The following is a 19,778-nucleotide window of genomic DNA, read 5'->3' on the forward strand; positions in this document are numbered from 1 at the left end:
AATGGAAGCAACAAGTTATAAAGGTACAAATAAATTGATTGTAGGAATTGTATTCGGCGTGATTACCTATTGGTTGTTTGCACAATCGATGGTAAACGTTGTTCCAGCAGTCCAGCAAGATTTAGGGATTTCGTTGAGTATTTTAAATGTAGGCATTAGTATGACTGCTTTATTTTCTGGTATTTTTATTGCGGTGACAGGTGGATTAGCCGATAAAATAGGTCGTGTGAAAATGACGTATTTAGGGTTTATTTTAAGTATAGTAGGTTCACTTTTATTGATTATATGTCAAGGAACATTTTTGTTGATTGTTGCGCGAATTATTCAAGGATTATCTGCAGCGTGTATTATGCCGGCAACGTTAGCCTTAATGAAAACCTATTTTGAAGGTGCTGATCGTCAGCGAGCATTAAGTTACTGGTCGATTGGCTCGTGGGGAGGCTCTGGAATTTGTTCATTTGCTGGTGGTGGGATTGCAACTTATCTAGGTTGGCGATGGATTTTTGTTTTTTCAATCGTGATAGCATTGATTGGGATGATTCTAATTAAAGGAACTCCCGAGAGTAAGGTTGCGCGTTCGGAGACAGAGACATCATTTGATTATGGGGGACTCGTGACCTTTATTGTTTCGATGGTGGCCTTGAATCTAGTGATTACCCGTGGTGGACAATTTGGTTGGACAAGTTTGACTACCTTGATTTTAGCAGGCGTCTTTTTACTATTTGTCAGTCTTTTTTTCTATATTGAAAATCGCAAAGCAAATGGCTTTATCGATTTTTCACTTTTTAAAGAAAAGAAATACCTAGGTGCAACGTTGTCTAATTTCCTTTTAAATGCGGTAGCAGGAACGTTAGCTGTTGGGAGTATGTATGTACAAGAAGGCCGAGGATTAACCTCCTTTCAAGCAGGGTTATTGTCGCTAGGCTACCTAGCTTGTGTGCTGATAACCATTCGAATTGGTGAAAAATTGTTACAAAAAATGGGAGCAAAAAAACCAATGGTTATCGGTTCTATTTTAGCCGCAGTAGGAGTGATTATGATGAGTCTTACATTTGTTGAAGGAATGACTTTTCATGTAGTTTATTTTCTAGGATTTGCCTTATTGGGAACAGGGCTAGGAGTCTACGCTACTCCATCAACAGACACAGCCATTTCAAGTGCACCGTTAGATAAAGTTGGTATGGCTTCAGGTGTCTATAAAATGGCAAGCTCGTTAGGCGGTTCGTTTGGTGTGGCTATTTCAGTTGCAGTCTATGCAATTGTTAAAAACACTTCAGGAATTGAAACGGCTGGGATGGTAGGATTGCTAACGAATGTCTTCTTTTGTTTAGTGTCTTTAGTAGCCATTGTAGTCGTTGTACCAAACCATGAATAAAGCTAAATTAAAAAATTGAAAAGAGGAATTAATCGTGTTTAGAGAAAAATTAATGAATTTATTAGATGAACGAAAAGAAGAAATGGTTGAGATTCGTAGACATTTCCATGAAAATCCAGAATTGTCTTTTAAAGAAGAGAAAACAGCTCAATACATCATTGACTTTTATCAAGGCAAAGAAGTCAAAATTCAAACAGAAGTTGGTGGAGTTCATGGTATTATTGTCACAATTGAAGGGGGCCAACCTGGCAAAACAATTGGATTAAGAGCAGATTTTGATGCACTGCCAATTCAAGAAGAAACAGGGCTACCATTCGCTTCAAAAAATCCAGATGTCATGCATGCCTGTGGTCACGATGGACATACTGCTTATTTGATGATTTTAGCTGATTGTCTCATTCGATTAAAAGAAGAACTTCCTGGAAAAATTAAAATTATTCATCAACCTGCAGAAGAAACACCACCGGGCGGAGCTAAAAGCATAGTTGAATCAGGAGAATTGGATGATGTTTCTGAAATCTTTGGTATTCATTTCTTTCCAATGGGAAAAGCTGGAGAAATTGGCTATCACAAAGGCTTTTCAATGGCTGGTAGAACGTATTTTAAACTAGGGGTTCAGGGGCAAGGTGGACACGGGTCTTCTCCTCATATGGCCAATGATGCGATTGTGGCTGCTAGTTACTTTGTCACAGCGGTTCAAACGGTTATCAGTCGTCGCTTAAATCCTTTTGAAATGGGCGTTGTAACGATTGGGTCATTTGATGGTAAAGGAAGCTTTAATGTCATTAAGGATTATGTTGAACTAGAAGGTGATGTTCGATATATGACTAAAGACACTCAAGATAAAATTGCTTTTGAAGTGAAACGACTTGCAGAAGGATTAGAGAAAATGTATGGCGTGACAGTAACGTTAACGTACACAGCCGATTATCCACCTTTATACAATGATCCAGCAGTTACAGATTTGGTAGTAGATTCTCTTCAATCAGGAATAGGAGAGTACTCAACAGCTATTAATGAAACAGATATGCTCTCAGGTTCAGAAGACTTTGCTTATTATTTAGAAAAAATTCCAGGTACGTTTTTCTACATCGGTAGTGCTCCAAAGGGAGACGGCCCCGTTTACTTTAACCACCATCCAAAATTTGATTTAGACGAAGATGCCTTACTAGTTGCTGCAAAAGCTGTTGGAGATGTGGTATGTGGCTATTTTAAGCTTAATTAAGCAAAGGACAATCGTTGGTCGTAATTCTAGTGTAGATGTATTATAATAGAGATTACTAACTTATTGGAGGAACAAACATGCAATCTTTACCAAATTGTCCTGAATGTCAGTCAGAATATACTTATGAAGATGGTAGCCTTTTGGTTTGCCCAGAGTGTGGTCATGAGTGGAGTGTAGAATCAAACGAAGAAACGAATGAGCAAAACGTTATCAAAGATTCTAACGGCAATATTTTGAATGATGGAGACACCATTACTGTAATCAAAGACTTAAAAGTCAAAGGAAGTTCATCTGCATTAAAAATGGGAACACGCGTTAAAAATATTCGTTTAGTTGATGGAGACCATAACATTGATTGTAAAATTGATGGCTTTGGTCCAATGAAATTAAAATCGGAATTTGTTAAAAAGATTTAATTCGTAAAAACAGCGAAAAGGTAGCTAAGTGAAGCTATTTTTTCGTTGTTTTTTTTAATTTTAAAAAAGCGATTACATTGATAGACCAATTTACAAAATTCACACAAAAATAACATCAAAAACTGATAGATATTTTAAAAGAATCTGCTAAAATGAAAGGGAGTACAGATTTTATTGACTAATAGAACTAATGGTATGAAAAACTGGCTTCATTTAGTATATAGAGAATGAAAAAAGAGACATATTAGCAGTTCAACTCTTAATTTTTGTCGCTCAAAACAATAGATGGAGGGATGTTGTGTTGGAAAATAAAAAAGTTGGCAAGCGTTATACGAAGCAATTTATGCTTCATTTAGTAATGGTAACGCTAATGGTATTTGGGGGAATGGCGCCGACCGTTTCAGCAATTGGAGAGGCACAGAGTTCGCTAAGTAGTGAAACGATAGAGCCAGTTGAAACAGAACTGAAAGCGGATACTAAATCGTCTGATGGTGTCGAATCAGATGTTAAGCAAGAGATTGTTCAAGAAGAACCTATTTCTAAAGAAGAGCTTGAACCCGTTGAGAAAATGGACGATCAAACTTCTGTAGAAAAGGAACAGCCAAAAGAGGTAGCGCTACAAAAGCAAAACTTGACGATTTTAGGAACAACTGATGTACATGGAAATTTATGGGACTGGTCTTATGAAGATTCAGCTCAAAAAAATGTAGGACTAGCAAAAGTCAGTACGTTCGTTCAAGAAACACGCAAACAAAATCCAAACACACTATTGATTGATAATGGTGACAATATTCAAGGAACACTCTTAACCGATGATCTTTACAATGTGAAACCAGAACTATTAACTCAAATACATCCCATGATTGCGGCAATGAATTACATGGATTATGACTCCATGACGTTAGGCAATCACGAATTTAATTTCGGGTTAGATTTAATTAAAAAAATCCAAAGTGAAGCTAACTTCCCACTATTATCAGCAAATACGTACAAAAAAGCAGACGGGCAACATTTTGTAGATGCCTATCGCATTAAAGAAGTTAATGGTGTTAAAGTGGCGATTTTAGGCTTAACAATTCCACATATTCCAGTGTGGGATGGTGGGAAAGTCGATTCACTAGAATTTAAATCCTTAAGAGAAGAAGCTAAAAAACAAGTTAAGCTACTAAAAGAAAAAGAACAGGCGGATATTATTGTTGCATCAATTCATGCAGGCTTAGATAATCGAGATCCAGAAGCAGCAGCTATTAACGTCATTGAAGAAGTACCAGAAATTGATGCCTATTTAGTAGGACATGATCATAAAGACATTGCACGTAAAATTAAAGATAGTAATGGAACTGAAAAACCAGTTGGTGGCGCACAAGACACTGGAACTGGTGTAGTAAAAATTGATTTAGCCGTTTCAAAAACAGCAGAGACAGAAAAATGGAATGTAGAAAGCAGTTCTGTTGAAGTGGTCAAAACAGCTAAATATCCAGCAGATGAAAAATTAAAGACTTTAACAAACAGCTACCACGAAACAGTCAATCAATTTATTAAAGACCCGATTGCAACAGCAACAGCGGATTTCTTGCCACAAGAAGAAGTAAAAGGAATCCCGGAAGCACAAATAAAACCAACAGCAATGATTTCATTAATTAACAATGTACAAAAGCAAGTAACAGGAGCAGATATTTCAGCAGCCGCTCTTTTCAAAGCGTCTAGCTCGTTGCCAGCAGGCCCTGTTACTTTTGCAACGATTTTTGATATATATAAATATGCGAACACATTAGTCGGTGTGGAAATTACGGGTGCTCAATTAAAAAACTATATGGAACGGCAAGCTGCTTACTACAATCAGTACCAAGCAGGGGACATTACAGTTAGCTTTAATGAAACTATTCGCGTGTACAACTACGACATGTTTTCTGGAGTTAACTATAAAATTGACATTTCGAAACCAGTAAACTCAAGAATTACTGATTTGACCTATCAAGGAAAAGCAATTAACGATACGGATTCATTTAAATTAGCTATCAATAATTACCGCTACGAAGGTCTCAAAAGTGACGGGATTATTACTGCTGAACCTTATTATTCATCCGATCCTTTAACCTTGAGAAGTGCGATTGTAGACTATGTGAAAACAAAAGGAACCATTGACCCAACTGAAGAATTAGAAAACAATTGGGAAATCATTGGGGCAGATTTGACTCATTACCTGAGACCCTATATTGTTGAACAAGTTAACCTTGGTAATATCGAAGTTAAACAATCCGATACAGGTAGAACACCTAATATTGAATCTTTAAACGTCAACAAACTAATTGCAGAAGGAAAAATTCCAGAAGAAATAATCAATCAAAAAACACCTTTTACAATTATGCACACAAATGACATGCATGGAAGAATGGATGCAGATCCTAAAAATAATACACTTGGAGTAGCTAAATTAAAAACTTACAAAGATCAACTTCAACCAACCCTAATGGTCGATGCAGGAGATGCGTTCCAAGGGTTGCCACTTTCAAATTATCGTCAAGGATTAGATATGGCAGCCGCAATGAATGCAGTAGGATATGATGCGATGACAGTCGGGAATCATGAATTTGATTTTGGTTACGACGTGGCTATGGCATACAAAAACGCGTTAAACTTCCCAATTGTATCAGCAAATGTGTACAAAGATGGAGCACGTTCATTTGAACCCTATACAATTGTTGAAAAAGCGGGACGTAAATACGCGATTATTGGGTTAACAACGCCTGAAACAGCAACAAAAACACATCCAGATAATGTTAAAGGCGTGACCTTTACGGATCCAATTCCTGAAGCAAAAGAACTATTAACGGAACTTAAAGGAAAAGCGGATTTGTATGTATTTTTAAGTCACTTAGGAGTAGATGAAACGACGCCAACCAAGTGGCGAAGCGATACTCTAGCTAAGTCTTTAAGCGAAGACCCAGCATTTAGCGATTTTGATATGGTCATTTTAGATGGTCATTCTCACACAGCCTTAAAAGAAGGTCTTCGATTTGGCAATGTGTTACTTGCGCAAACGGGTAATTATTTAAACAACGTTGGGATTGTAAAAGCAGACTTTGGGAAAAATCCAAGCGCATTAAATGCTTCTCTAACACCAGCAGCTAGTTTAGCTGAACTAGTACCAGATCCAACCGTACAAGCCATTGTAGAAACTGCTAAAACAAACTTTGCAGAAGGAACATCAGAAGTAGTGATTCCTTATAATCCATTTACACTTAATGGCGAGCGAGACAATGTTCGTACAAGAGAAACGAATTTAGGAAACTTAATTAGTGATGCTTTGTATGATTACGGTCAAACTGGTTTTGCTCACCCCTCAGATTTTGCAGTCATTAATGGCGGGGGGATTCGTGCAAGCCTATTGCAAGGCCCCGTGACAAAGGGAGATGTCATCGCAGTTCTCCCATTTGGGAATATTATTTCGCAAGTTGCAGCAACGGGAGATCAAGTATACCAACTGTTCGAGCACTCACTTCGTTCAATGCCACGAACAGATAAAGAAGGCAAGGTCATTTTAGATGACAATGGACTTCCAGCATTAGGAGCTAATGGAGGCTTCTTACAGGCATCAGAATCGATTCGTGTCTATTACGATTCTACTAAAAAAGGCGCGGATCCAGAAGCTAAAACAGCAGGCGAACGCATTTTAAGAGTAGAATTGCTAAATAAACAAACAGGCAAATACGAGCCATTAGACAAAAAGAAAACGTACTATGTGACAACAAATGACTTCCTAGCAGCAGGAGGCGATGGCTTTACAATGCTAGGTGGGGAACGTGAAGAAGGCCCATCCATGGAATTGATTGTGATGGATTACCTGAAATCAGCCGGTACGCTTCGTGCCGTTTCAACTAAAGGAACGGTTGATTTATCGAAATACGCTACGGAATTTCCTGGTTCACGGATTGTTTCAATGACGGAAGAAGACTTCTTAAATGGAAACAAACCAAAACCAGAAGAACCTGGTGACAACGGGACTGGGACGGGTGATGGCTCAACCAATGCTGGAAATACTCATCCGGGAAACGAGCATCCAAGCAATAGACCAGCGGATCAACAAAATTGGAACGTTACAAACCAAACTAATTCTACTAGTAAGGGAAAAAACTTTCCAGCAACTGGGGAAAAACCAACAAATTGGTTGCTAGGAGGCTTTGCGCTACTTGCTTTGTCAGGTACAGGATTGGCATTCAAGAGCCGTAAAAAAACTTCTTAATTTTGAGGCGATACAAAAAGAGTCCGACCAACGAATTTGGTCGGACTCTTTTTATTCTTTTAGAAACCATTCATAAAAATCATTTTAAATCACCTGTTTTTTTAAATCTATGCTATAATATGATTTGCATGGGGAATTTATTTTTATAATGAAAAAACGTGAACCGATTTGGTTTTCAACTTCATAAAAATAGCCTATTAGCCAAATGTAGGGCTATTTTTTTTGAAAAAAAGTTTTAGATTTAGCCAATTCTTCTAGCAAAATTCGATAGAATCCAAATTCTATCAAGTAAAGGTGGGGAAGTTTGATGAAATATTTAATTGGAATTATTGGAATTTTTCTAATTTTAGGGACCGCTTGGTTATGCAGTAGAGATCGAAAAAAAATCAAATTTCGACCAATCTTTACGATGCTGGTATTGCAATTTGTACTTGGTTACATTTTATTAAATACGGGAGTAGGAAATTACTTAGTTTCTGGAATCGCAGAAGGATTTGGCAAATTACTTATGTATGCGTCAGAAGGTGTAACTTTTGTTTTCGGTGACGTTATCAATCCAAAAGGAAGTTCATTTTTCTTAGCGGTATTGATGCCTATTGTATTTATTTCAGCTTTGATTGGTATTTTACAGTATATCAAAGTATTACCTTTTATTATTAAATACATTGGTTTAGGCCTAAGTAAAATTAATGGGATGGGTAAATTAGAGTCGTATAACGCAGTCGCTTCTGTTATTCTAGGTCAATCAGAAGTCTTTATTTCAGTCAAAAAGCAACTGGATTTATTATCTGAAAAACGTCTATATACGCTATGTGCTTCAGCCATGTCTACGGTTTCAATGTCGATTGTTGGTTCGTATATGATGTTGCTAAAACCAGAATATGTTGTTACAGCATTAGTTTTGAATTTATTTGGCGGTTTTATCATTGTGTCATTATTAAATCCATATGAAGTTTCTGAAGAAGAGGATATGTTGGAAGTTCAAAATGAAGAAAAACAAACCTTCTTTGAAATGTTAGGCGAATATATTATGGATGGCTTTAGAGTAGCGATTACAGTTGGAGCGATGTTGATTGGGTTTGTAGCCTTAATCGCAATGATTAACGCTATTTTTGAAGGTATTTTTGGAATTTCTTTCCAAAATGTATTAGGATATGCCTTTTCACCATTAGCCTTTTTAGTGGGGATACCTTGGAGCGAAGCCATTGATGCAGGAAGCATTATGGCAACTAAATTGGTTTCCAATGAATTTGTGGCAATGACCAACCTAAAAATGGGAAATCTTCAATTTTCAGACCGTTCAATGGCCATTCTTTCTATCTTTTTAGTTTCGTTTGCTAATTTTTCATCAATTGGAATCATTTCAGGCGCAATTAAGAGCTTAAATGAACGTCAAGGAAATGTAGCGGCAAAATTAGGGCTAAAATTATTATTTGGAGCAACCTTAGTTAGCTTCTTATCAGCTGCTGTTGCCGGTTTGTTATTTTAAGCTGAAAGATAAGCATGCAAATAAAAAGTCAGTAATCTCAATGGCATTTTGCCTCAGATTACTGACTTTTTCTATTCTTCATTACATAATAAACGCTGGATTTTATCATGAGAAATATGTTCCAATCCCCAATTACAAATAACATCCAATACAGGAATCATACTTTTTCCGCTTTCTGTCAGAGAGTATTCAACATGAGGAGGAACTTCCTTAAAGATTTTTCGTTGAATAAGTTGGTCTTGTTCTAATTCTCGTAGTTGATTGGTTAACGTTTTATGTGAGATTTGTTCGATGTATTTTTGAAGTTCATTGAAACGAACGGTCTTGCTTTCGTAAAGTTCATATAGAATCATAATTTTCCACTTGCCTTGAATTAATTTCATGGTGGCATCAAATTCATTTAAATACATTTTTTTCGCTCCTTTAGACTAGTACATCGTTACTAAAAGGTTCCTTAGTGAAAAACAAGTGCGTACTAGTAATCTTCTAACAGTATAATATACTAAGAAGATAAATACACGAAAAGAGGACAACGAGATGAAAAAATTAATTGTGATTACAGGCGCCAGTAGTGGTTTTGGAAAAGAAATGGCCTATCTATTTAGTAAAGCGGGGCATCCACTGTTATTAATTGGGCGTCGTGTAGACTTAATGGAACAATTTAATTTGCCACACACACTAGTTCGAAAAGTAGATGTGAGAGATGCTAGTGAATTTGAAAAAGCTGTTCGTGAAGCAGAACAAAAATACGGGAAAGTTGATTTATTAATTAACAATGCAGGCATGATGTTGCTTGGAAATGTATGGGAACAAGACAGTGATGAGTGGCAAATGATGTTGGATATTAACATCAAAGGAGTCTTAAATGGAAGTAAAATTGTACTAAACGATATGATGGAAAGAAATGCTGGTTCAATTATAAATATTTCGTCCATTGCAGGACGTAAAACCTTTGGCAACCATGCAGTTTACAGTGCGTCGAAGTTTGGTGTTCATGCCTTAACAGAAACTATTCGAGAAGAAGTAGCCAGCACTAACGTTCGAGTAATGCTAGTTGCGCCAGGGGCTGCTGAGACGGAACTGTTGGGTCATACTACTAGCGATAGTATCAAAGAAGGCTATCAAGAATGGAAAGCAACGATGGGAGGAACGTCAATGAATCCTAAATATGTTGCTGAATCTGTTAAATTTATGTATGAGTTGCCACAAGAAGTCATCATTCGGGAGCTGCTAATTGCGGCCACAAAACAAGATGCTTAATCTGATTTAAATTGTTGAATAATGTTTCGCTTCTAAGTGTTATCTTTGCTATAATAAACGAGATTGCGTATCTTTTAATAACGTAAAATAGGATGGATAGGATCATTAAAAAGGAGCCATTAGAATGACAAGAAAAAGAGGATTTGAAGTAGTTAGTAAGTATCAAGAGCAAGGAATCAACCTGCCAACAAGAGCTACCAAACAGGCAGCTGGCTATGATTTTGAAGCATCGGAAGACATTGTAATTCCTACTTTTTGGAAAACATTAGTAAAAAATGTGATTTGGGAAGTAACGAACGCATTTAAAGATACAGAGATTACGATGGAAGATCAAAAATTTTTAAAACCTGTGTTAGTACCAACTGGTATTAAAGCGTATATGGGGGCCGACGAATATTTACAGTTAGCTAATCGTTCTGGCAATCCTTTGAAAAACTTCTTAATTTTAGCCAATGGTGTTGGTGTAATTGATGCAGATTATTATGGAAATGATGCCAATGAAGGTCATATTATGTTTCAATTTATTAATTTTGGATTAACAGACAAAGTTATTAAAAAAGGCGAACGAGTAGGTCAAGGAATCTTTTTGCCCTTTTTAAAAGTAGACAATGATACATCTGAAACAGAACGAACAGGTGGATTTGGTTCTTCAGGTAACTAGCAAAAAACATCCCATATATTTAATGGGATGTTTTTTTATTTCTTATTTTTTGCATAGTGTAATTCAGAAAGAATTGCTATGACTAATTTTAAATCTTTTTTGGTAGGGATGGGGTTCCAATGGAAAACAGGAATCTCTTTGCTAAAAATTTTAGGAATTGAAACGTCGGTTACAATCAAATCAATGTCCTCAGTATGTTCACTAAACTTGAGTGGAAAGGGATTTAAGTCTTGTAGTTGTGCTTGCAAAGAGTCTCGTTCAATAACGTTTAAGCCTGAGGCTAGGTAAATCGAAACAGGCTGCTCTTTTCGTTTAAGCAAATCCATCACTAAAATTAAATACTGAGGAATCAATTGATTGTTGCGTTTAAAAATAAGTGGGAAGTAAGGTTCTTCTTTTTCTAGTTTCAAACAGAATTTTTTTATTTTGGCATAGTTGTCTGGGGAACGTTTGAAAGTATTCGAACCATTATCCAAGATTCCATACACATTACTTGGGCCGATTAAATAGAGTGCGCGACTGTGTAAAGAGAGTAGATTTGTATACAGATAGAAATACTCATTAGGCGTTAGTGAAATGTCAAAAAAAGAGCAAAAGCGTTTTATCCATAGTTGACTAGCAGTCACAGGTAAAAACTCGTGGTTGGTATCAATATCAACAACAGAATAAAACTCATGATGAGAAAAAGCGCTAGTTGTCGCTAGTGAAAAATATAAGAATTGTAGCTCGGATGTTGTCAACAACTCAGCCGGTAAGCTTAACGTTTCAGCTAGAGTTAGGGCAAACTGTTGAAATTGATCATAAGAAATAGTGTGATTTTTAAAATGCTGATAGTCTTCTTCATAATCAATCACGTAACCTTGATTAATTCGAATAAGTGAGACCGCAACCCAGACAATCATTTTATTGATATCAGGAATCGGAAGATTTTTAAAATCTTTAGTAATTTCGTGAAGACTTACTTGTAGTGCGTGCAAATCAATTTCAGGAAATGGCCATTGTGTCGAACTGTAGGATTCCCAGAAAAAAGTATAATAAAAATAGCGGATTTGATGTTCTTTCCCAACAATCATTTGATTTTTAGCAAGATCGAGGCTTAACTCGTATTGCTTCATCAAACGTTTTAAACTATCCAAGGAACGTTTCGTCGTTGAAACACTTTGATAGTGCTTCGCGGAAAACTGGGAAATATTCGTGAAATCTTGGTTGAAAATATCCAAACAAGCATTAAAATTGATTGACTGTTCCAAATAATTCACATAGAGAAATTGAGGATCAAAAGAATTTGCGAGTTCAAAAATAATGTTACGTTCATTTTGAAAGTTTAAATGAATATCCTGTTCTAACTGAAATTGAATAATATCTTGTTGAAAAGCTTGTAGCAATCTAAGCGTTGTTCGTTTATCTAGATTAAATTTTTTAGACACTGATGAAATAGTTTGAATTTCTTCAGATTCCTTTAAAAGATAGAATAATTTTAATTTATTTAATGCATCTTTATTTAGTAACCGTATCAAAGTGTAACCTCCTAGAAAATGAAAGATGAATAAGAGTCTAACTAGCTCAAATTATGTCGGAATATACACAAAGTGAATAAAATTCGGTTTTTATTCACTTTTCCTGTTTTTATAATACGATTTTATGCATAACTTCATCTTTTTTTTTATTAAATCCAGATGAATGTAAGCGTTTTATGTCAATATATATAATATTAATTAAGGTATAAACTGATAATTGCTATAAGAAAAAGCATAAAATGAATCTTCCTAATGAATCTCTTATCGGATATAATGAAAATATAGCGATACAAAAGCTATGTAATCACGGATAGAATGATTAAATGTCAATAAATAATAGCTTTATTTTAACAGAAATTAGTTAAAACCTAAATAGATAAACATTGGAAATTGTCTAGATAAAAATAAATAGAAAAGGATTGGTAGAATGAAGTCACTAATAGAACAAAAAGACAGTAGAAAACTTGCTTTACTAGAGTATTTGGCAACAACTAAAACAACATCAGTAGCAGCTTGTTGTGTCTATTTAAACGTGAGTGAAAAAGTTTTACTATTAGAACTGATGCAGCTTACGACATTTATGGAACAATGGTCGAATCAACTAAAGATCGTAATCGAAAAGGATACGATTTCACTTATTAAAGATTCTACATTTGAAATGGAAACCGTTTATGTTGCTCTTAGAAAAAATTCTACTTTCTATTCTTTATTAAATGAATCGTTCCAAGCAAAAGAAGCAACGTTAGATGATTTTGCAGGAGAGTATTACTGTAGTTACAATTACATTTACCGCGCAAAAGAAAAAATTGCACACTATATAGCTGAATATAACTTTCAATTTGATTCAAAAACATTAGCGCTAAAAGGCAATAAACAAGCACTTCGCTTCTTTTTTTATAATTTTTACTGGGATGTTTTAAAAGGAAAAGATTGGCCCTTTGGAAAAGAGCTCCGAGTTGAGCTAGAAGAAAAATACCAAAGAATTGAAACGGACATTCCGTTGACTGCGATTGAAAAAGAAAAATTTCTATATTGGATGGCCATTTGCTATCTACAAGTACAAAAACAACAAACAGTGGACCAAAATTCGTTATATCAACTAGTTGCTGAACAAGATCCACAATTTGCAAAAGTTAAAGAGGTGCTCGCTTCTCTTTACGAAACCGTTGAAATGGATGGTACGGTTAAAGAAGAAGAAATTTATTTTTTATATTTTGGACTGTTGCTTGTTCAAGAAAAAAATAGTTTAAGCTCAATTAGTTCAGCAGATAAAAAAATCTTAGCGGAGACGCAACCGTTAATTCAAATGAAAACAAAATTAGCAAAAGAAAACAACTTAAAATTTAGATAAAACGGCAATGTACAATTGCTGTTTTTTTTAATCAAAAAGACGGATAAAAACGTGCTGGAACAAGCCTTTTTATTTTTCCATCAAAATTAGTTCATTTAAATTACAAGTAAAGATACATTTTTATTGAAAATGAGATATAATGATAATTAGTGAATAACTCTAGTTTTAATTTAAAAGAGACGATTACAATACACACAATAAGGGGAAAAAAAATGACAGAAAAAAAAGATAACTTAGAAGAGCAAAAAGAGTTGAAAGATAATGAAGAAAAGGTACACGAAGAAACGACTGAACAAACAGAACAAGTACTTGTTGAAAATGAAGAAGTGGTTGAGGCAATTGAATTAGAAGAAGAGTTAGAAGATTTTACAGATGAAGAACTTGAAGAAGAGCCTAAAGGAAAATTAGCTCAATATATGGGCCCAATTTTATACAGTCTATTGGGAATTATGATTGTAGCAGCTCTGATCTTTACTTACTATGTGTTCCCATTCTTTAGTAAAGTGTCTGGCGAATGGACGGGTTCAAGCGCTTCAGGAACTTTCAAAATTGTGAACAAAGGCAAAGATTCAGAATTTCGTTTTGTTGATATGAACGGAACTAAAGGCTTAGATTTAATTTTTGAAAGCAACTTAAGTCGTAAAGGTGTGAATCAATATGACGTGACCAACACAAAAGTGAAACTATCCTTGTCTAAAAAAGACATTTCTAAAGAAAATATTGAAGCGATGAAAAAAGAAACAAAATTAGTAAAAGTTGAAAAAGAAACAGCTAAAGAAGTTATTTTAAGCTATACAAAAGAAGGAATCCAATCAAGCTTTGGTGATACGAAACTAAACGATCTCTTTCATTACCAACTATCAGACATCAACTGGATGCTAAAAGGTGAAACACTTGTGTTGAAAAATCAAGTATTTGCAAATCCATCATTAGATTTTCAACGTAAGTAATCATTCGAAAGATCTTAACTAGACCTGTGTCTTAGTTAAGATCTTTTTTGAGGATATCATTATCCTTTTATTTAAACTATGTGCTATACTCTATTTAATTAAAATAAATAGAAAGAAGGAACCAAAAATGCCTTTAAACATCTATTTAAATTTCAAAAATCAAGCAAGAGAAGCAATCGAATTGTATGAAGAAGTATTTTCAACAAAATGTCAAGATATTATGACCTATGGAGAAGTTGAAATGGAAGGCGCGCCTCCCATGGATGAGGCATCTAAGAAGTTGATCATGAATGCCAGTATTGAAATGGAAGGTACGAAAGTCATGTTTGCGGATGTTCTTGATTTTATGGAGTATAAGCCAGGTGATACTATTACCTTAGTCATTGATACCACTGATGAACAACAGTTAACCACACAATTTAACCAATTAGCTGAAGGCGGAAAAATAACGATGCCCTTAACAGAAACATTTTGGTCGAAGAAGTATGGACAAGTAGTCGATAAATTTGGTATTGGTTGGCAATTTAATCTATCCTAAAAAAATAAAAGAGCGATTTACTTGGTTTATCTTTCCAAGTAAATCGCTCTTTTAAACTATCAATTATCAAAATAGATATAAAAGGATTGAGTTATTTTTATTCAAATAACTATTGCTTTAGTGTAATAAAGTAATCTGAATGTGTAAAAATAAATAATACTGTGTAAGCGCTGTGTGTAAGATTAAAATGAGGAAACACGCCATCTTACTCTTGGCACGATAATTGCTTTGTACATAAATGGGATGGCAAAATACGTAAAGGAGGGTTGGCATACTATTCTGTAATTTAATCATCTTTAATAAAAAAAGAAGATTAAACAGTGTTCTCAAGAATATTCAAAGATACGGAGTTAAGAAAACTTAAAATGATAGCGTTTTCTTAAAAGCTACAATTCTATTAGACTCTAATAGAAAACTAACTAAAAGAGGTGTCAAAATGAAGAAAATGAATCGAAAAGTTTTTGGAACATTTGCGACTATTTTGTTAACATGTGGATTAGCTGCTTCAACAGTTGTAACGGTAGCGATTGCTTCACCAGAAAAAGTGCAGGCAGCAGAAACAGCTCCTTACCGCAACGTGATGTATTATGGTGATTGGTCAATCTGGGGTGGAGAAGGAAACTTTTATCCAAAGGATATTCCAGCAGATCAATTAACACATTTGAATTTTGCCTTTATGGATTTTGATAGCAATGGGAATTTTAAATTTACAGATAAAGATGCAGCAGTCGGTGCACCAGTTGGACAAGAAGGCGTTCAATGGGGTGGCGCAAATGCGGGCGTATTAAATGCCCTCCAAGATTTACGTGCAAGCAATCCAAATATGAAAATTGGAATTTCAATTGGCGGTTGGTCAAAATCAGCAAACTTTTCAACAGTTGCTGCAAATCCAACAGCAAGAGCGAATTTTGTTGCCAATGCTATGAAATTTGTTAAATATACAAACATGGATTTTGTCGATATTGATTGGGAGTATCCAACTTCTGTTCGACAACCAGACACGGTAGATAATAAAAATGATACAGGAACTCCAAATGCAACACCAGCAGACAAAGACAACTATATTACACTATTAAAAGATTTACGTGCTGGACTAGAAAAACAAGGAACTGAAATTGGCAAAAAATATGAACTAACTGTTGCTTTACCTGCCTCTCAAGGAACACTAGCAGCAGGAATTGACGTGGCCAACTTATTTAAAGTCGTTGATTTTGCAAATGTTATGACCTATGACATGAATGGCGCTTGGGGCAATCAAAGTGCCCACCATACAGCTTTATATGGCAACCCCAAAGACCCTCAATACAACAGTGGACTGTCTGTCGATCAAACGGTTAAATACCTTGAAGACAAAGGAGCATCCCCAGATAAAATTGTTATTGGCTCCGCTTTTTATACAAGAGGTTGGAATAAGGTAGCGCAAGGAAATGACCCATTACAACCAGGACTTTTCCAAGCAGCAGAAAAAAACAATAAAGATGCTGATTTATCTTTGACCTATGGCGCTAAAAATGAAAAACCTTTAACTTCTGGTGATGGTGGACGAGCTGGTGGTGTTTGGGCGTACCGTAGCATCGATGCGTTGAAAAAAGCGACGACGGGTTTGACTGAATATTGGGATGACGTGGCGAAAGCACCTTATCTATATAGTAAAGATACCGGCGAATTTTTCAGCTATGACAATACACGCTCAATTGGCTATAAATCACAATATGTAAAGGATAAAAAATTAGGTGGAATTATTTCTTGGATGCAGTCACAAGATAAACCAACAACGTCAACAAAACGTGACGAATTGACAAAAGCGATTAAAACAGGTTTATTAGGCAATGCTGCCATCCCAAGTAATCCAATCGTTTATACAAACCTAAATGTTCAAGCTACCATTACACCCTATAACGAAAATGGTGCAGGTTATGAAATTACAATCAAAAACAATGAAGTTGCAAATGAAAGCAATGAAGTTCTAAAATTAACAGAACTTGCTTTTGAAACGGTTAAAACTCCAAAATTCTATTTAACAACAAGTGCAAATGAAACCCTAACGGCGGGTGATTACACTGCTGGAACAGTAACAACAGCAAATGGCATGACTGCAATTGACCTTTCATCTGTTTATGACGGTCAAACGATTCCACAAGGAGCCTCATATAAATTCCGTTTGAAATCAAGTGCAGCTGCAGTTGATGTGAAAAATATTCAAAAAATCAGCTTAACTCAACGAATGGCAAAAAATGGTGTTGAGTTAGGCAAGCAAGATATTTATACAGGTAGTGGCGAAGTAACACCACCCGATCCAAACGATACTGTAGCACCAAGCGTTCCAACGAATTTAGTGGCAAGCAATGTAACTGGTTCAACAGCAACCGTTACATGGGCTGCTTCAACAGATAATGTAAAGGTTGCAGGTTACAAAGTCCTTCGTGATAGCGTGGAAGTTAGCAACGTTACAAACGGTGTGAGCTTTACAGATACTAATTTAAAAGCAGCAACCACTTACAATTATACAGTTAAAGCTTATGACGCAGCTGGAAATAGTTCAGCAGCAAGTGCAGCTTTAGTTGTAAAAACAACGGATACACCACCACCGGCAACCAATGAATGGAGTGCAACGAAAGTCTATGTTGGTGGAGATATCGTAACGTATCAAGGCCACCAATATAAAGCTAAATGGTGGACACAAGGCAATACACCAGGAGCAGAAGTCGGAGGACCTTGGGAACTAATTAAGTAAGAACGTAAATCTATAAAGATGAAAGCCTATCCGAATAAAGATAGCGCCTTTCATCTTTATATTTTTTTAAGAACGGGAGGGGATATAAAAATGACTGTTAAAAGAATCTCATTAGAACTGTGGGAGCAGTGTAAAGTAGTTGTGCTAGGAATTATTACTCATGAAGGAATACCTGAAATGAAGGGATTGGTTACACCGATTAGTTGCATAGGATTAAAAACATTCTATTTTGACATTACAAACTACCAAATTGAGTCAGCGCTTTTTGAACTACCTGTGACAGGAATTATTTGCTATTATAGCCAAACTATTTTTAAAAGTGTGACCTTAAAAGGGTGTCTGAATTTATTAACAACAGAAGAAGTTCAGCATATTCGAAACACTCACAAAATAAACCCATCAAATAAATGCAAAATCTTAAAATTTACTTCACAAAAAGGAACCTTATATAGTGACTACCAAACGTACTTGTTTGATATTTAAATAAATAAGGGGGATCATTAGTTAAAAAATCATGTGAAAATAATCACTATAGCTTTACAAATCAGGTAGAAAATGCTATTTTATTTTCAGAAACGCTGAACATGAAAATGTAATTGTAAAATTAGTTATTAAGAATGGTTATTTAATTTATCAAGGATGGGGTTGTGTAGGATGGACGCACAGATTAAAAAAGAGTTATTAGATTTTATTTGGAGTGAGGGTCTTTTAGCAAAAGGGCATTTGGTGAGTTCGCCAGAACATCCTGAAAAATCATATCGAATTGTCATTAAAAAAGATGAGTTCATGGATATTATCGCAGAACAAAACGGGGATATGTTAGTAGTTGTTCCTGAAAAATCAATTATGGCATTTTCTAAAAAAACAGAAAAAACGTGGGAACCTAAATATTATGAAAATTTAAGTATCGAAGATAAACTAGTTGCAAGAGTTCATTTTTAAAAGAAAAACGGATGGAATCAAGACCACTAAAAAGGATATACACTAAACGAGGAATGAACTTCCTGTTAGCGTATATCCTTTTTTAGCATGGCATTGGCTTAAATAGTGTCCTCAAATAAAGCTAAAACTTGGTTAAATGGTGAATCAACCAGCTTATCCTTTATTTCGGTAAGTAACGTTTTATTTTCATTCAAATAGGCAGTCGTTAACGCCAGTAAGTAATTTTTGTTGGCTTTTTGGAAATCGTTGATGGCAAAAAAAGTATTGCCCATTTCATAATAAAGTTCATCTACTCGTTTGGTCAGGTTTTGCTTTTGAATTAATTTATGAGCTTGTTTGTAGAGTTTAAAAGCCTTTGCATAGTGTTGGTTGGAATTGAAAAAACCAGTTGTATTTAAGTATAAGTGAAGCAGCTGTTGATACGGTATAGCATCCACTTGGTCAAATTTTTGAAGTTGCTTGATTGATTTTTCAAAATAAGTGTGCGCCTTGACACTGTCTTTTTGTAGTTGGTAGGCAACGCCAATGGCATTGGTGGTTAGTACGTCAACAAAGTCAATCTTAGCTGTTGGATTCTCCATTAATAAAACTAAGTTAAAGTAATAAAGGCTATCTTCTAAACTTTTGAAGACGTAAAGCTGTGTGAGACCTAAAAAATAATTGTAATACTTCGTTTCTAAAGTCGTAAAGTGTTTCACTTTTGGATTGTGTTTTTCAATTAACTGTTGAGCCAATTGGTATTGTTGATTGTCGCACAACTCTTCCAAAGATTTAAAAAAAACATAATTTGAATGATCATTTGAATTTTCGATGCAAACCTCACTAATGGGAATGCCAAGGCGTTTGCAAATATTATTTAAAATAATTAGGTTTGGCAACTTATCGTAATTTTCGATTTTACTGATGGTTACCTGTGTGCAAATACCTTGAGATAAATCCTTTTGTGTTAAGTTTTGTTGTTTCCGAATTTTCTTGATTTTTTTGCCGAGTATAATCATGTAAAAGCCCCTCTCAACGGGTTATTTATGTAGAGAGAAAAAAATTGGCGGAAGAAATAATAACGATTATTATTATATT

At 35.3% G+C, this 19,778-nt stretch carries 16 protein-coding genes; 13 read left to right on the forward strand and 3 right to left on the reverse strand.

Translation table 11 applies throughout. The annotated features are described in order from the left end of the window. Position 1 precedes the first annotated feature (1 nt). The 5 genes from CDIMF43_RS02730 (at position 2) to CDIMF43_RS02750 (ending at position 8,748) form a co-directional block, all read left to right on the forward strand. Positions 2-1,375 carry an MFS transporter gene (locus CDIMF43_RS02730; RefSeq protein WP_074402122.1) on the forward strand — a complete coding sequence of 458 codons (1,374 nt, stop codon included), beginning with the start codon at positions 2-4 and terminating at the stop codon, positions 1,373-1,375. Between the two features lie 52 nt (positions 1,376-1,427). Continuing rightward, positions 1,428-2,600 (forward strand): amidohydrolase, encoded by a 1,173-nt coding sequence (locus tag CDIMF43_RS02735; RefSeq protein ID WP_109842321.1) that lies wholly within the window; start codon positions 1,428-1,430, stop codon positions 2,598-2,600. A 77-nt stretch (positions 2,601-2,677) separates the two neighbouring features. Further along, entirely contained in the window at positions 2,678-3,016 is a 339-nt protein-coding gene (locus tag CDIMF43_RS02740; protein ID WP_034572271.1) for a zinc ribbon domain-containing protein YjdM, read from the forward strand. A gap of 301 nt (positions 3,017-3,317) precedes the next feature. Next, positions 3,318-7,259, forward strand: a complete 3,942-nt coding sequence (locus CDIMF43_RS02745; RefSeq protein WP_109842322.1) for a 5'-nucleotidase C-terminal domain-containing protein — start codon at positions 3,318-3,320, stop codon at positions 7,257-7,259. 307 nt (positions 7,260-7,566) lie between these two features. Next, positions 7,567-8,748, forward strand: a complete 1,182-nt coding sequence (locus tag CDIMF43_RS02750; RefSeq protein ID WP_074402123.1) for a NupC/NupG family nucleoside CNT transporter — start codon at positions 7,567-7,569, stop codon at positions 8,746-8,748. 71 nt (positions 8,749-8,819) lie between these two features. Here CDIMF43_RS02750 and CDIMF43_RS02755 read toward each other — a convergent pair whose 3' ends face one another. After that, the gene (locus tag CDIMF43_RS02755; protein ID WP_074402124.1) at positions 8,820-9,158 is read right to left on the reverse strand and encodes a winged helix-turn-helix transcriptional regulator; all 339 of its coding nucleotides are present in this window, start codon (positions 9,156-9,158) and stop codon (positions 8,820-8,822) included. Between the two features lie 127 nt (positions 9,159-9,285). Between CDIMF43_RS02755 and CDIMF43_RS02760 the strand changes: the two genes are divergently transcribed. Together CDIMF43_RS02760 and CDIMF43_RS02765 are read left to right on the forward strand one after the other, a co-directional pair. Next, complete coding sequence (locus CDIMF43_RS02760; RefSeq protein ID WP_109841133.1) at positions 9,286-10,008, forward strand: SDR family oxidoreductase; 723 nt, start codon at positions 9,286-9,288, stop codon at positions 10,006-10,008. Between the two features lie 124 nt (positions 10,009-10,132). Then, a complete protein-coding gene (locus CDIMF43_RS02765) occupies positions 10,133-10,669 on the forward strand; it encodes a dCTP deaminase/dUTPase family protein (RefSeq protein WP_074402126.1) in 537 nt (178 codons plus the stop codon). Positions 10,670-10,704: 35 nt separating this feature from the next. Here CDIMF43_RS02765 and CDIMF43_RS02770 read toward each other — a convergent pair whose 3' ends face one another. Continuing rightward, positions 10,705-12,186 (reverse strand): helix-turn-helix domain-containing protein, encoded by a 1,482-nt coding sequence (locus tag CDIMF43_RS02770; RefSeq protein ID WP_162532903.1) that lies wholly within the window; start codon positions 12,184-12,186, stop codon positions 10,705-10,707. Positions 12,187-12,613: 427 nt separating this feature from the next. Between CDIMF43_RS02770 and CDIMF43_RS02775 the strand changes: the two genes are divergently transcribed. The 6 genes from CDIMF43_RS02775 to CDIMF43_RS02800 all read left to right on the forward strand — a co-directional run bounded on the left by CDIMF43_RS02775 (position 12,614) and on the right by CDIMF43_RS02800 (position 18,701). Further along, positions 12,614-13,537, forward strand: coding sequence for a helix-turn-helix domain-containing protein (locus CDIMF43_RS02775; protein ID WP_109841135.1), 924 nt, complete (start codon positions 12,614-12,616; stop codon positions 13,535-13,537). Positions 13,538-13,749: 212 nt separating this feature from the next. Beyond that, positions 13,750-14,487 carry a hypothetical protein gene (locus CDIMF43_RS02780; protein WP_074402129.1) on the forward strand — a complete coding sequence of 246 codons (738 nt, stop codon included), beginning with the start codon at positions 13,750-13,752 and terminating at the stop codon, positions 14,485-14,487. Between the two features lie 127 nt (positions 14,488-14,614). Further along, on the forward strand, positions 14,615-15,025 hold the full coding sequence (locus tag CDIMF43_RS02785) for a VOC family protein (RefSeq protein ID WP_109841136.1): 411 nt from the start codon (positions 14,615-14,617) through the stop codon (positions 15,023-15,025). A gap of 436 nt (positions 15,026-15,461) precedes the next feature. Beyond that, positions 15,462-17,759 (forward strand): glycosyl hydrolase family 18 protein, encoded by a 2,298-nt coding sequence (locus CDIMF43_RS02790; RefSeq protein ID WP_109841137.1) that lies wholly within the window; start codon positions 15,462-15,464, stop codon positions 17,757-17,759. 90 nt (positions 17,760-17,849) lie between these two features. Continuing rightward, entirely contained in the window at positions 17,850-18,242 is a 393-nt protein-coding gene (locus tag CDIMF43_RS02795) for a hypothetical protein (RefSeq protein ID WP_074402132.1), read from the forward strand. A gap of 171 nt (positions 18,243-18,413) precedes the next feature. Then, complete coding sequence (locus tag CDIMF43_RS02800; RefSeq protein WP_074402133.1) at positions 18,414-18,701, forward strand: hypothetical protein; 288 nt, start codon at positions 18,414-18,416, stop codon at positions 18,699-18,701. Positions 18,702-18,799: 98 nt separating this feature from the next. Here the strand turns inward: CDIMF43_RS02800 and CDIMF43_RS02805 are convergent, their stop codons facing one another. Continuing rightward, entirely contained in the window at positions 18,800-19,699 is a 900-nt protein-coding gene (locus CDIMF43_RS02805; RefSeq protein ID WP_074402134.1) for a helix-turn-helix domain-containing protein, read from the reverse strand. Between the last annotated feature and the right edge of the window lie 79 nt (positions 19,700-19,778).

It is taken from the genome of Carnobacterium divergens (genome assembly GCF_900258435.1).
GTDB classification, from domain to species: Bacteria; Bacillota; Bacilli; order Lactobacillales; family Carnobacteriaceae; genus Carnobacterium; species Carnobacterium divergens_A.

Bases quoted from the DNA above. Each gene is read 5' to 3' on its own strand.
- CDIMF43_RS02760 (WP_109841133.1), top strand. From the start codon at position 9,286: ATGAAAAAATTAATTGTGATTACAGGCGCCAGTAGTGGTTTTGGAAAA.
- CDIMF43_RS02735 (WP_109842321.1), top strand. From the start codon at position 1,428: ATGAATTTATTAGATGAACGAAAAGAAGAAATGGTTGAGATTCGTAGA.
- CDIMF43_RS02795 (WP_074402132.1), top strand. From the start codon at position 17,850: ATGACTGTTAAAAGAATCTCATTAGAACTGTGGGAGCAGTGTAAAGTA.
- CDIMF43_RS02730 (WP_074402122.1), top strand. From the start codon at position 2: ATGGAAGCAACAAGTTATAAAGGTACAAATAAATTGATTGTAGGAATT.
- CDIMF43_RS02765 (WP_074402126.1), top strand. From the start codon at position 10,133: ATGACAAGAAAAAGAGGATTTGAAGTAGTTAGTAAGTATCAAGAGCAA.
- CDIMF43_RS02775 (WP_109841135.1), top strand. From the start codon at position 12,614: ATGAAGTCACTAATAGAACAAAAAGACAGTAGAAAACTTGCTTTACTA.
- CDIMF43_RS02750 (WP_074402123.1), top strand. From the start codon at position 7,567: ATGAAATATTTAATTGGAATTATTGGAATTTTTCTAATTTTAGGGACC.
- CDIMF43_RS02755 (WP_074402124.1), bottom strand. From the start codon at position 9,158: ATGTATTTAAATGAATTTGATGCCACCATGAAATTAATTCAAGGCAAG.
- CDIMF43_RS02785 (WP_109841136.1), top strand. From the start codon at position 14,615: ATGCCTTTAAACATCTATTTAAATTTCAAAAATCAAGCAAGAGAAGCA.
- CDIMF43_RS02780 (WP_074402129.1), top strand. From the start codon at position 13,750: ATGACAGAAAAAAAAGATAACTTAGAAGAGCAAAAAGAGTTGAAAGAT.
- CDIMF43_RS02740 (WP_034572271.1), top strand. From the start codon at position 2,678: ATGCAATCTTTACCAAATTGTCCTGAATGTCAGTCAGAATATACTTAT.
- CDIMF43_RS02790 (WP_109841137.1), top strand. From the start codon at position 15,462: ATGAAGAAAATGAATCGAAAAGTTTTTGGAACATTTGCGACTATTTTG.
- CDIMF43_RS02805 (WP_074402134.1), bottom strand. From the start codon at position 19,699: ATGATTATACTCGGCAAAAAAATCAAGAAAATTCGGAAACAACAAAAC.
- CDIMF43_RS02800 (WP_074402133.1), top strand. From the start codon at position 18,414: ATGGACGCACAGATTAAAAAAGAGTTATTAGATTTTATTTGGAGTGAG.